The sequence below is a fragment of the Enterococcus sp. R12 genome, from assembly GCF_058135755.1.
Window position 1 is genome coordinate 1,656,787 of sequence record NZ_CM176874.1, and the last position, 14,028, is coordinate 1,670,814.

Here is a 14,028-nt window from a genome sequence, read left to right on the forward strand (position 1 = left end):
GTCGGACTGTTGCAGAGGCTTTTTTAAATATTCAATACTTTGTCTAAGAAGTCTTTGGTACGCTCATGCTTAGGATTGGTAAAGATTTGCTCAGGTGTACCGTCTTCCAAGAAGTTCCCGCCGTCAATAAACATCACACGGTTTGCTACTTCTTTGGCAAAACCCATCTCGTGAGTTACGATCACCATGGTCATTCCTTGTTTTGCCAAATCCTTCATAACATTGAGGACATCGCCAACCATTTCTGGATCGAGTGCGGAGGTTGGTTCATCGAACAACATCACATCGGGATTCATTGCTAAAGCTCTAGCGATCGCCACCCGTTGTTTTTGTCCTCCAGACAGATTGTCAGGGTACATGTCTTTTTTATCTGCCAAACCGACCGTTTCTAATAAACGAATTGCGTTCTTTTCCGCTTCTTGCCGAGAAGCATTTTTTAGATCCATCGGTGCTAAAATGATATTTTCTAAAACCGACAAGTGAGGGAAGAGATTGAAATGCTGAAACACCATGCCGATATGTTGACGAACAGCATTGATATTGGTGTTTTTATCCATCAGATGTGCGCCGTCAACGATAATATCACCGCTGGTTGGTTCTTCTAAGCGGTTCAAACAGCGTAAGAACGTCGATTTCCCGGATCCGGAAGGACCGATCACACAAACGACTTCTCCTTCAGCGATTGAAACATTGATATTGTTCAATACGGTATTGTCGCCGTATTTTTTTACAAGATTTTCAACTAAGATTTTTTCTTTCATGCTATTTCACCTTCTTTTCTAAAACTTTTGCAAGTTTCGTTAAAGCTGTGATCACGACTAAGTAAATAATCGCGATGATCAAGTAAACATAGGTACTTTGCGTAGTCCGAGCAACGATGATTTTCCCAGTTTGCAATAATTCTACGACTCCGATAACCGAGATGATCGTTGTATCTTTCAACGAGATAACGAATTGGTTAACGAAAGATGGAATCATGATTTTGATCGCTTGCGGTAAAATGATTTTCTGCATTGTCCGAGTGTAGGTCATCCCCAAACTTCGAGAGGCTTCCATCTGACCTTTTGGCACCGCATTGATCCCGCCACGGACGATCTCAGCGATATAGGCACTGGCATTTAAAGTCAATGTAATGACCCCGGCTGCAAAGTCGGGAATCGTGATACCAATGGCATCGGAAAGTCCGAAGAAGATGAAGAAAGCCAATACCATCATAGGAATACCACGAATGATATCAACATAGATCCCTGCAAAAACCCGCAATGCTTTGATTGGAGCAACACTAAATAGTCCAAAAATGATGCCGATCACTAATGCTAAGGCAAAAGAAATCAATGCTAGTAAAAGGGTATTCCATAAACCTTTTAATAAGACGTTATAGTTGTTGCTGATCAAACCAGTGATCGTTGATTCATCCACTCGTTTTTCTGTGGCAGAGCCATCTTCAATGTATTTATTGATGATTTGATCGTACTCGCCAGTCCGTTTCATTTCTTTCAATGCTTCATTGAACATTTGGATCAGTTCAGGATTTTGGCCTTTTTTCACCGCAAAACCGTACTGACCGCCAGATTCTTTTTCAATCGGTGTCACTAGTTTTTGACCTTGGCTGATGGCATAACCGATCACTGGATAATCATCCATCATGGCATCGATTTGTCCGCCGTTAACAGCTGCATATAATTGATCGGCTGCATCATAATATTTGATCGAATAGCCATATTTTTCTTCGTTGGCGATCAAGAAGTCTGCACTTTCTGTTCCCACTTTCGCACCAACGGTTTTTCCATCTAAATCTTCATAGGAATTGATGGAATCATTGCCTTCTTTTACAGCGATCTGAATGCCGCTTTCAAAGTAAGAGTCAGAGAAGTCATAGGATTGACGACGCTCATCAGTGATCGTCATCCCAGCGATCATCCCATCTGCTTGGTTACCATCCAAGGCTTGCAAAGCTCCTGAAAATCCGATGAAATTGAATTCAATGTTGAACCCTTGCAATTCTGCCGCCCGATTCATTAAATCGACATCGATCCCTACATACTCATTGTCTTCATTTTGGAATTCAAATGGAGCGAAGGCGGAGTCACTGGCAATTCGGTAAACATCTTTCTTTGGTTCGACTTTCACCATTTCACTGGTGTCTGCATCTGAATCAGACGTTGTGATGTAAGTATTGACGATTTCGTCGTATTTGCCAGAAGCTTTCATGTTGGCTAAACCAGCATTGAATTTTTCAAGTAGTTCTTGATTTTGGCCTTTTCTGACAGCGAATCCGTAAGAAGCACCTTTTTCAGGTTCGCCGACAAGTTTCATCGGTTCGCCGTTGTTGATGGCATAGCCAAGCACTGGATAATCATCAAAAGCGGCTGCCACAGTACCATTGCGTACAGCGCCATATAACCCAGTAGCGTCATCATAAAGTTTGATGTCGTAGCCATATTGGTCTTTATTTTCTTCTAAAAAGCGGGCACTTTCGGTACCGACCTTTGCACCGACCGTTTCGCCCTCAAGATCTTCGTAGCTAGTAATGCTGTCATTGTCAGCAGCTACCGCCATTTGAATCCCACTATCAAAATAAGGATCTGAGAAATCAAACGTTTCTTTACGTTCATCAGTGATGCTCATCCCAGCAATCATGCCATCTAACTGATTTGATTGCACGCCTTGAATGGAGGCGTCAAAACCTAAAGGACGTAAATCAACTGCAAAACCTTGATCTTCAGCGATCGCGTTTAATAAATCTATATCGATCCCAACGTATTCATTATTTTCATTTTGGAATTCGAAAGGAGCAAATGTTAAATCTGTTCCTATCTTATACGTAGTTTCCTCCGCACTTGCTGACTTTACTGATAGCGTAAAAATGCTGATAATCAGCGCGATTAAAGCGAAGGACATGTGTTTTCTTTTCAAGAAAATTCCCCCTTTAGATATAACGTATTTATAGATTATATGGATTTTTTCTTCAACACACAAGTCTTTCTCTTTAAAAATATGACAAAATTGCTTAAACCTCACATCAGATGTTAGAAAATCAAACATGTTAAGTTATGCTTAATCGCATGAAACTTTCATAGCAAATGATGGCGAAAGTATGTTCGCTATGATATACTTATTTATGGAAAAGCGGCAGCGAGTTTTTCTTTTTTTGTTGTCGTTTAGAATAATCGAGGGGGAATGAAGATGATCGAAAGAACAACTTCCCATGAATTTGACTTAGTATCAAAATATCAACCAGCTGGGGATCAGCCAGAAGCGATCCATCAATTGGTTGACGGGGTGGTCGGTGGAAAAAAAGCACAGATTTTGTTGGGAGCCACTGGGACCGGTAAGACTTATACGATTTCTAATCTAATTAAGGAAGTCAATAAACCGACATTGATCATTGCCCATAATAAAACACTGGCTGGACAATTATATGGCGAGTTCAAGGACTTTTTCCCAAATAATGCGGTCGAGTACTTTGTCAGTTACTATGATTACTATCAACCAGAAGCGTATGTTCCTTCCAGTGATACATACATCGAAAAAGACTCCAGTGTCAACGATGAAATCGATAAGCTGCGTCACTCGGCCACAAGTTCTTTATTAGAGAGAAACGATGTGATCGTTGTAGCTTCTGTCTCTTGTATTTTCGGTTTAGGTTCGCCGATCGAGTATGCCAGACAGGTTGTTTCTTTACGAGTAGGGATGGAAAAGTCTCGCGATCAACTATTAAAAGAATTGATCGAGATCCAATTTGAACGAAACGACATCGATTTTCAACGGGGGCGTTTTCGCGTACGTGGCGATGTTGTGGAGATTTTCCCAGCTTCTCGTGATGAGCGAGCGTTACGCATTGAGTTTTTTGGCGATGAAATCGATCGGATTCGTGAAGTCGATGCCTTGACGGGCGAGATCATGAGTGACACCGAACATGTGTCGATCTTTCCGGCAACTCACTTTGTGACCAATGAAGACCATATGGAGCATGCGATCGCTTCGATCCAAAGTGAACTCGATGAACGACTGAAAGTTTTGCGAGCAGAAAATAAGCTGCTGGAAGCACAGCGTTTAGAGCAGCGAACCAACTATGATATTGAAATGATGCGAGAAATGGGGTATACCTCAGGGATCGAAAACTACTCTCGCCACATGGATGGAAGAAAAGAAGGCGAACCGCCTTATACGTTATTAGATTTCTTTCCTGATGACTTTCTGATCGTTATTGATGAATCCCACGTGACCATGCCGCAAGTTCGTGGGATGTATAATGGTGACCGTGCTAGAAAACAAATGTTAGTGGATTATGGTTTCCGTTTGCCTTCTGCACTGGATAACCGTCCGCTACGCTTGGAAGAATTTGAGAAGCATGTCAACCAAATCGTCTATGTTTCAGCAACACCTGGACCATATGAATACGATCAAACCGATACCGTCATTCAGCAAATCATTCGTCCGACTGGTCTGTTAGATCCGGTGATCGAAGTACGACCGATTATGGGTCAAATTGACGACCTCGTAGGAGAAATCAATGAGCGAGTCGAGCGAAATGAACGGGTCTTTGTCACGACCTTGACGAAAAAAATGTCTGAAGATTTGACGGATTACTTTAAAGAATTAGGGATCAAAGTCAAATACCTGCACAGTGACATCAAAACATTGGAACGAACAGAGATCATTCGCGACCTGCGTCTCGGTGAATTTGATGTACTGGTCGGAATCAACTTATTGCGAGAAGGGTTAGACGTCCCAGAAGTTTCCCTGGTTGCGATCCTTGATGCCGATAAGGAAGGCTTCTTGCGCAGCGAGCGTTCATTAGTCCAAACCATCGGACGAGCAGCTCGTAACTCAGAAGGCAAAGTAATCATGTACGCCGATAAAATGACCGATTCGATGCAGCGAGCGATCGACGAAACAGCGCGACGCCGAAGTATTCAAGAAGCCTATAACGAAGAACATGGAATCGTACCGAAAACCATCATCAAAGAGATTCGCGATCTGATCGCAATCACGAAAGTGGCGGAAGAAACTGGCGAATACACCACGACTTCTTATGAAGAGCTGAGTCGTGAAGAAAAAGCAACCTTGTTGTTGAAATTAGAAAAAGAAATGAAAGATGCTGCGAAAGCACTGGATTTTGAAACGGCTGCTACCTTGAGAGATACTATTCTTGAGCTAAAAGCTGCTGATTAGAAGGAGAAACAATATGGCAAATGATAAAATCGTGATCCATGGGGCACGGGCCCATAATTTAAAAAATATCGATGTGACGATTCCCAGAGACCAGCTCGTTGTTGTAACTGGTCTTTCGGGTTCAGGGAAAAGCTCCTTAGCATTTGATACGTTGTATGCCGAAGGACAGCGCCGATATGTCGAAAGTCTATCGGCGTATGCCCGTCAGTTTTTAGGGCAAATGGATAAACCCGACGTAGATAGCATTGATGGACTTAGTCCAGCGATTTCTATCGATCAAAAAACCACCAGCAAGAACCCGCGATCAACAGTGGGGACGGTTACTGAAATCAATGATTATCTGCGGCTTCTTTACGCCAGAATCGGTCACCCAATCTGTCCCAATGATCATATTGAGATTACTAGTCAGTCGGTTGAGCAGATGGTGGATGAAGTTTTGGCATTACCAGAACGCACCAAGATCCAATTGTTGGCACCTATCGTTTATCAAAAGAAAGGGCAGCACAAAAAAGTCTTCGAACGTATCCAAAGAGAAGGTTATGTTCGGATGCGGGTGGATGGCGAAGTCTATGATGTCTCCGAAGCGCCTGAATTAGAAAAAAATAAAAAGCATGATATTGCCATCATCATTGACCGAATCGTTGTAAAGGAAGGCATCCGTTCTCGTCTGTTTGATTCCTTTGAAGCGGCATTACGTTTAGCTGATGGCTATGCGGTAGTCGATGTGATTGGTCAAGAAGAGATGCTTTTCAGTGAACACTATTCTTGCCCGTATTGTGGCTTTACAGTTGGTGAATTAGAGCCACGGCTCTTTTCATTCAATGCGCCTTTTGGTGCTTGTCCAGACTGTGATGGTCTTGGTGTGAAGCTAGAAGTCGATGTCGACCTAGTGATTCCCGATCAAAGCAAAACGTTGCGTGAAGGCGCACTATTACCTTGGAACCCAATCAGTTCACAGTACTATCCGCAAATGCTGGAACAAGCCTGTCAAGAGTTCAATATCGATATGGACACACCCTTTGAAGAGCTGCCAGAAGAACACAAAGACATTATTTTGAATGGTTCGAATGGCGAAATTTTCCATTTCCATTATGAGAATGATTTCGGTGGCGTGCGTGATGTTGAGGTAGCTTTTGAAGGAATCTTACCAAATATTAAGCGCCGTTATCATGAAACCAACTCTGATTTCACCCGTGATCAAATGCGTTTGTATATGACGGAATTGACTTGTAAAACTTGTCATGGCTATCGTTTGAACCCTCAAGCGCTGTGCGTGCAAGTCAACGGAAAACATATTGGTGAAATGAGCGAGATGGCAATCAACAATGCGTTGAACTTTGTCGAAGAATTGAAACTATCGGAACAAGAGCAAATGATCGCACGTCCGATCGTGAAAGAAGTCGATGATCGTTTAAGCTTCTTGAAAAATGTCGGATTGGACTATTTGACCTTGAGTCGTGCATCAGGCACACTCTCTGGTGGGGAAGCGCAACGGATTCGTTTGGCAACACAAATCGGCTCCAATTTGTCTGGGGTGCTCTACATTCTTGACGAGCCATCGATCGGTCTTCACCAACGGGATAACGATCGCTTACTAGATTCATTGCGGAAAATGCGTGATCTTGGGAATACCCTGATCGTCGTTGAGCATGACGAAGACACGATGCGGGCAGCGGACTACTTGATCGATGTCGGTCCAGGTGCAGGACACGCAGGTGGCGAGATCGTCGCTGCAGGCACTCCTGATGAAGTCGCAGCCAATGCGTCTTCCTTAACAGGTCAGTACTTATCAGGAAAACGACAAATCCCGACACCAACGGAACGCCGCAAAGGCAATGGTGAAAAGATTCGTGTGACCGGTGCTTCTGAGAATAACTTGAAAAACATTTCGGTCGATTTTCCATTAGGAAAGTTCGTCGCCGTTACTGGGGTCTCTGGCTCTGGTAAATCGACATTAGTCAACGAAATTTTGAAAAAAGCCTTGGCGCAAAAAATCAATCGGAATTCGAACAAGCCTGGTCGCTTTAAAACCATTACTGGTTATGAAGCTATTGAGAAATTGATCGATATCGATCAAAGCCCTATCGGTCGGACGCCTCGAAGCAATCCAGCAACGTATACCAGTGTCTTTGATGACATTCGCGATTTATTTGCTAAAACCAATGAGGCGAAAGTCCGTGGTTACAAAAAAGGCCGCTTTAGTTTTAATGTAAAAGGTGGACGCTGTGAAGCATGTAAAGGGGACGGAATCATCAAGATCGAGATGCACTTCTTACCTGATGTCTACGTACCTTGTGAGGTTTGTCATGGCAAACGTTATAACTCAGAAACGTTAGAAGTTCATTACAAAGGAAAAAATATTTCGGAAATCTTAGATATGACCGTGGAAGATGCAGTGGAATTTTTCCAACATATTCCTAAAATCCATCGAAAATTGCAAACGATCGTCGATGTCGGTCTAGGTTATGTCACGATGGGACAACCAGCGACTACTTTGTCTGGTGGGGAAGCGCAACGGATGAAGCTTGCCAGTGAACTGCACAAAAATTCCAATGGCAAGAGTTTTTATATCTTAGATGAACCAACGACTGGTCTGCATACGGATGATATTGCCCGTTTGTTGAAAGTTTTGGAACGATTTGTCGACGCTGGCAATACCGTTTTAGTGATCGAACACAACTTGGATGTCATCAAATCAGCGGACCATGTGATTGATCTAGGTCCAGAAGGTGGCGAAGGCGGTGGAACGATCATTGCAACTGGTACACCAGAAGAAATTGCTGCGGTTTCTGAAAGCTACACCGGTCATTATTTGAAAAAAGTCCTTTAAGCAAGGAAAAGAGCACTCACTTTTTTACTTGTCTGTCAATAGGTTTCGCTAAAGTTTAAGGAAGCGTGAAATATCTGCAAATTTCATGATAAGGGCTTGAAATCAAAATTTTATTTGATAGAATAGCAATAGGTATACGTATATTCGCATTGAATAAACTGCCTATAAGTTCTATCCGTTCAAAGTGGGAGAAAGCAATCAAAGATAGATACTTTGATTGCTTTTTTCTTTGTGGTATTATAATTCTATTGTAATTAAACGAAACGAGAGAGGTCGTTTTTCGTATTCAAAAGAGAGAGTGATTTTTGATGAGTCAGGAAAATTTTCTTCCCATATTATTAGGAAGCGATATGAATGTTTATGGTATGGCCAGAGCATTCCACGAAGCATATGGCATTCAATCAGTTGCTTATGCTGGTGCGGAACTTGCGCCAACCCGCTTTAGTAAAATTGTTACAATCAATCAAGTGGAAGGTTTTGACCATGATCCAGGATTCACTGAGACGTTGATCAAGTTAGGAAAAAATACTTACAACGATCCTGCCATGAAATATTTATTGATTCCCTGCGGCGATGGCTATGCAGAACTGTTAGCGAAGCATAAAGAAGAATTGAAGCCTTATTATACCTTTATTGCCAATGACTATTCCTTATTAAAACGGTTGATCAATAAAGTCAGTTTTTACGAAGTTTGCGAGGAATATGGCTTGCCTTATCCTAAGACCTTCATTTTAACACCTGAACTGTTGACGGAAGGAACGTTCAAAGGAGAGCTGCCTTTTGATTTCCCTGTGGCTTTGAAACCAGCAAATAGTGTCGCGTGGCTGTCAGTTGATTTTGAAGGGCGCAAAAAAGCCTTCATTATTGACAATCGAACAGAATTTGAAGAAATCGTTTCTCGCATTTATCAAGCGGGTTATCAATATGAAATGATCGTCCAAGATTTTATTCCTGGCGATGACAGCAACATGCGGGTCTTAAATGCCTATGTTGATGAGAATCACGAAGTTCGCGTGATGGGCTTAGGTCATCCTTTATTAGAGGATCCAACGCCTGGAGCTGTTGGGAATTATGTCGTGATCATTCCAGATGAAAATGATCAAATCTATCAAATGATCCGTAAGTTTTTAAAAGAGATCGAATATGTTGGATTTGCCAATTTTGACTTGAAATATGATGCGCGAGACGGTCAATATAAATTATTTGAAATCAACTTGCGTCAAGGAAGAAGCAGTTTCTTTATTACCTTAAGCGGATTGAATCTGGCGAAGTTCATCACAGAGGATTTAGTCTTCGAAAAACCATACACAGAAACGGTTTATGGCAAAGCTGACGCACCTGAAGCGAAATTATGGCTAGGGGTACCAAAAAATATTTTCTTGACTTATGCAAAAGAAAATCCTGCGAAAGAACGAGCAAAAAAATTATTAGCAGAAAATCGCTGGGGAACGACTGTCTTTTACAAAGAAGATTTATCTCTAAAGCGTTGGATTCTATTAAAGAGAATGTTCCATCTGTACAACAAACGATTCAAAACGTATTTCCATACGAAAGAAGGCTAGAAGATGGAGAATTTTTTTAGTATTTTAGGCGGCATGGGAACGTTAGCGACGGAAAGTTTTGTCCGCATTTTAAACCGACGGACACAGACCCATAAAGACCAAGATTACTTGAACTATGTTTTATTCAATCATGCGACAGTCCCAGATCGGACGGCATATATTTTAGACAACACGTTAGAAAACCCTGTTCCATATTTAATGGACGACATCGAAAAACAAAATTTGTTAAAGCCAAATTTTATTGTGTTGACTTGTAACACCGCCCATTATTTTTTTGATGAGCTGCAAGCTGCCACTGAGATCGAGATTTTGCATATGCCTCGTGAGGCTGCGAAAGTCGTTTTTGAAAAAGGCGTCACTGGAAAAGTGGCCTTTCTTGGGACAGAAGGCAGTGTCAAAGCCGGCATCTATGAGAAAGAATTGCGGAAGTTCGGACTTGACGTCTATCTTCCAGAGCCGACGATCCAAAAAAAGGTCAATACATTGATCTATGATCGAATCAAAGAAAATGATCATTTGGATCAAGAACTTTACTTTGAGATACTGGAAGAAGTCACCGAACGTATCGGCTGTGAAAGCGTAGTGCTTGGATGTACCGAGTTGTCCTTGATGGATGAATTTGTGGCTGATAATCCGTATCCAGTCGTCGATGCCCAATCGATTTTAGTTGATCGGACGATCGAAAAAGCATTGGCAAATCGCCAAGCAATCTAAAGCTGATAGCGACGTTAGCGGCATTTTTTGAGCTAACGTCTTTTTTTATGCCAGTGTTCCAATGATACGCCCGGCATGATATAATAGAGTTGTTTCAGAAAGGAGTTTTACCTATGACTGAAGTGGATCATTTAGAATTGGTCATTATTACTGGGATGAGCGGAGCCGGCAAAACGGTCGCGATCCAGAGTTTTGAAGATATGGGGTACTTTTGTATCGATAATATGCCCCCAAGCTTGATCCCTAAATTTTGGGAACTGATCAAAGAATCAGGAAAAGTGACAAAAATTGCCTTAGTTGTCGATCTGCGTTCAAGATCGTTTTTTGAAGAAATCCAAAGTATGCTGATCGATATTGAAAACACGAATTTTATCGACACACGGATGCTCTTTCTAGATGCATCGGACAATGAATTGGTGTCAAGATACAAAGAAACGAGAAGAGCACATCCATTAGCGATGGATGGCTTAGTTACGGAAGGCATTCGCAAAGAGCGAGCGATCTTAAACGATTTGAAGACGCGTGCCAGTATTGTTATCGACACAACGACCCTGACCCCACGGCAATTGAGAGAAAAAATCAATCAAGAATTTCGTGCTTCTCATGAGACAGGGTTTCGTATTGAAATACTTTCGTTCGGCTTCAAGTATGGCTTGCCGATCGATGCTGATATTGTGATGGATGTTCGTTTCTTACCGAATCCCCATTACATTCCAGAGTTGCGTCCCTTAACAGGCAAAGATGAACCCGTGTATGAGTACGTCATGTCTTTTCCAGAAACGGAAGAATTCTATCAGCAATTTAGTACACTGTTGCAAACGATCATGCCAGGCTATGTCAAGGAAGGCAAAAGCAGCTTGACGGTGGCTATCGGCTGTACTGGGGGCCAACACCGTTCAGTTGCATTATCTGAGCGCATCGGTGCGGTTTTGGCAGAAGACTATCGCGTCAATATTACTCATCGCGACAAAGATAAGCGTAAAGAGACGGTGAATCGTTCATGAAAATGAAAACGTACCGGATCAGAAAGCCGAAGATCGTTGTGGTAGGTGGCGGAACTGGGTTACCAGTCATCCTGAAGAGCTTGCGGAATCAGGGTGTCGACATCACAGCGATCGTCACGGTCGCTGATGATGGCGGTAGCAGCGGCGAGATTCGCAATTTGGTTTCCTCTATCTCGCCACCGGGGGATCTGCGCAATGTTTTGGCGGCTCTATCTGATATGCCGCAACTGTATAATGATATTTTTCAATACCGTTTTAAAGCCGAAGACAAATTTTTAGCCAATCATGCCCTGGGGAACTTGATTATTGCGGCGATTGCTGAAATGCGCAGCAGTACCTATGAAGCCATTCAAATTTTGTCAAAAATCATGCATATCGATGGACGAGTTTATCCTTCGTCAGATCTGCCATTGGTGTTGCACGCTGTTTTTAAAGACGGCACCGAAGCGGTAGGAGAGTCCAAGATCGCGGTTGATCGCAAAACGATCGATCGGGTCTTTGTTCGTAATCAAGAAAATAATGATGAGCCGAAAGCAGCTCGTAAAGTTGTTTCTTCAATTATGGAGGCAGATATGATCGTCTTGGGTCCTGGTAGTCTCTTTACTAGTATTTTGCCCAATCTCATGATTAGCGAGATCGGCCAAGCAATGTTGGAAACACAAGCTGAAACGGTTTATATTTGTAATATCATGACCCAAAAAGGTGAAACTGAACACTTTAGTGATGCCGACCATGTGCGGGTCCTGCATAAGCATTTAGGCAAACCCTTTATTGATACGGTGTTAGTCAACACCGAGAAAGTTCCAGAAGGGTATATGGACCCAGAGATTTATGATGAATATCTTGTACAAGTGAAACACGATTTCCAAGGACTGCGAGAAGAAGCCAGCCGTGTCATTTCAGCTGACTTTCTGGAGCTTAGAGATGGCGGAGTTTTTCATGACGGAGATAAAGTGATTGAAGAACTTCTACGTATCGTTTACGGGGCCAAAATCTAAGAAAGGAGGGATTTTTTTATGTCCTTTGCAGCAGAAGTAAAAAAAGAATTGACCGCATTAGAAGTTCATCGCGAACATGCCAAGGCAGAATTGGCCGCTTTGATTCGGATGAATGGGTCATTAAGTATCAACAACCAACAATTTGTTTTAAACGTTCAAACAGAAAACGCGGCGATCGCCAGACGCATCTATTCGTTACTAAAAGATCATTACGACGTGCGCAGCGAATTGCTGGTCCGTCGTAAAATGAAATTAAAAAAGAACAACGTTTACATCGTTCGTTTGAAGCAAGATACACAGCGCGTGCTTTTGGACTTAGATATCATGGACGGGCTGATGTTTCAAAGCCATGTTTCTGATGAGATCATGGGCAATACTCAAAAAATGCGTTCCTATTTACGAGGCGCTTTCATGGCATCTGGGTCCATCAACAATCCAGAAACCAGCCGCTATCATTTAGAGATCTATTCCATCTACGAGGAGCATAACCAAGATATTTGCGATATGCTAAACGCATATGGATTGAATGCCCGTCCATTAGAACGCAGAAATGGGTATATCTCTTACTTGAAAGGCGCTGAGAAAATCGCTGATTTTTTGACACTGATCGGTGCCACCAATTCCATGCTGAAATTCGAGGACGTGCGGATCGTGCGTGATATGCGTAACTCAGTCAACCGTTTGGTGAATTGCGAAACCGCCAATATGAACAAAACGATCGACGCTGCTTCGAAGCAGATCGACAATATCGAATTTATTCAAGATCGAGTTGGCTTGCAAGCTTTACCTGAAAAGCTGCAAGAAATCGCCGAATTACGTTTGGAACATCCCGAGGTCAGCTTGAAAGAGCTAGGAGAAATGATTCCATCAGGAGCGATCTCGAAATCAGGAATCAATCATCGCATTCGCAAAATCAATGAATTTGCGGATCATCTTCGGGAACAAGTCAGCTAGTCGAATGGAATAAAAATGAATCAAAAATCAGGAGCCGATTTGACGTGGAAGTTCGCGTCAAATCAGCTCCTGTTTTTTGTTAGTGGTTATTCATTGATCAATGCAGTTAATTCCTCAGCAGAGATTGATTCATCAAAAATGTGCCCATCTAATATAATCGTTGGCACAAATTGAATGTTGGCGTTTTTCGCTTCTTCCACAATTTCTCCTGCGATCGCAGGATGGTCTTGTTCAGATAGCCCTAAGGTATTTTTCGCATATTCTGCCACTTCAGGTAAAGATAAATGACCCCATTCGTCTTGTGTTTGATAAATTTTTGTGATCTCAGCGATCGTTGCCTGAGGATCTGTACTGGAAACAAATCGGTGCATCACATTGCCTCGTTGCAATGATTCTTTTTCTTTGTCGAATAGTTTGATGACACGGCGTAGTTTCCCAGCTGCGACAGCTTCACCTAAGATCGGTAACGATTCCTCAAACCATTGCCGACAATAAGGACAGCGCAAATTCATAAATTCGACGATCGGTTTAGCGGAAGGGTCTCCGATATGTATCCCTGTTACCGCATTTGTTTCCTGTGCTTTGATGATTGAAATATCCATTAAGATTCCTCCTTTTTCTTTTAGTTTACCGAAGTTTCTACTGAAAGAAAAGCCTCAGGTCTTTTGATTTAAGTCTGTGAAAAGAGGAGGAGAATGAGCTAAATACTATGTATTTCGTTTCACGAAATTAAGAAAAATCCCCTGACTGTGCTTTTATATTCCATGATTTTCAGCTATAATGAATTG

10 protein-coding genes are annotated in these 14,028 nt (G+C 42.3%); 7 read left to right on the forward strand and 3 right to left on the reverse strand.

Annotation, left to right across the window (positions count from 1 at the left end; genetic code table 11):
• Positions 1 to 23 precede the first annotated feature (23 nt).
• Together ACTW1R_RS07650 and ACTW1R_RS07655 are read right to left on the reverse strand one after the other, a co-directional pair.
• Positions 24 to 761, reverse strand: coding sequence for an amino acid ABC transporter ATP-binding protein (locus ACTW1R_RS07650; RefSeq protein ID WP_005225946.1), 738 nt, complete (start codon positions 759 to 761; stop codon positions 24 to 26).
• Position 762: 1 nt separating this feature from the next.
• Positions 763 to 2,916 (reverse strand): amino acid ABC transporter substrate-binding protein/permease, encoded by a 2,154-nt coding sequence (locus ACTW1R_RS07655; RefSeq protein WP_010748161.1) that lies wholly within the window; start codon positions 2,914 to 2,916, stop codon positions 763 to 765.
• Positions 2,917 to 3,186: 270 nt separating this feature from the next.
• On the opposite strand from ACTW1R_RS07655, the gene uvrB reads away from it, so the two are divergent.
• The 7 genes from uvrB to whiA all read left to right on the forward strand — a co-directional run bounded on the left by uvrB (position 3,187) and on the right by whiA (position 13,240).
• The gene (gene uvrB / locus ACTW1R_RS07660; RefSeq protein WP_010748162.1) at positions 3,187 to 5,178 is read left to right on the forward strand and encodes an excinuclease ABC subunit UvrB; all 1,992 of its coding nucleotides are present in this window, start codon (positions 3,187 to 3,189) and stop codon (positions 5,176 to 5,178) included.
• 13 nt (positions 5,179 to 5,191) lie between these two features.
• Entirely contained in the window at positions 5,192 to 8,008 is a 2,817-nt protein-coding gene (gene uvrA / locus ACTW1R_RS07665; protein ID WP_005225949.1) for an excinuclease ABC subunit UvrA, read from the forward strand.
• A gap of 308 nt (positions 8,009 to 8,316) precedes the next feature.
• The gene (locus tag ACTW1R_RS07670) at positions 8,317 to 9,570 is read left to right on the forward strand and encodes a carboxylate--amine ligase (protein WP_016610145.1); all 1,254 of its coding nucleotides are present in this window, start codon (positions 8,317 to 8,319) and stop codon (positions 9,568 to 9,570) included.
• 3 nt (positions 9,571 to 9,573) lie between these two features.
• On the forward strand, positions 9,574 to 10,284 hold the full coding sequence (locus ACTW1R_RS07675; RefSeq protein ID WP_489927551.1) for an amino acid racemase: 711 nt from the start codon (positions 9,574 to 9,576) through the stop codon (positions 10,282 to 10,284).
• Between the two features lie 113 nt (positions 10,285 to 10,397).
• A complete protein-coding gene (rapZ, locus tag ACTW1R_RS07680) occupies positions 10,398 to 11,288 on the forward strand; it encodes an RNase adapter RapZ (protein ID WP_005225952.1) in 891 nt (296 codons plus the stop codon).
• Positions 11,285 to 12,286: a gluconeogenesis factor YvcK family protein gene (locus ACTW1R_RS07685; RefSeq protein ID WP_010748165.1), complete on the forward strand. Its 1,002-nt coding sequence runs from the start codon at positions 11,285 to 11,287 to the stop codon at positions 12,284 to 12,286. The genes rapZ and ACTW1R_RS07685 overlap by 4 nt, the downstream gene beginning before the upstream one ends.
• An 18-nt stretch (positions 12,287 to 12,304) precedes the next feature.
• Positions 12,305 to 13,240, forward strand: coding sequence for a DNA-binding protein WhiA (gene whiA / locus ACTW1R_RS07690; protein WP_015509605.1), 936 nt, complete (start codon positions 12,305 to 12,307; stop codon positions 13,238 to 13,240).
• Positions 13,241 to 13,326: 86 nt separating this feature from the next.
• Here the strand turns inward: whiA and ACTW1R_RS07695 are convergent, their stop codons facing one another.
• Positions 13,327 to 13,842, reverse strand: coding sequence for a DsbA family protein (locus ACTW1R_RS07695; protein ID WP_016610143.1), 516 nt, complete (start codon positions 13,840 to 13,842; stop codon positions 13,327 to 13,329).
• Between the last annotated feature and the right edge of the window lie 186 nt (positions 13,843 to 14,028).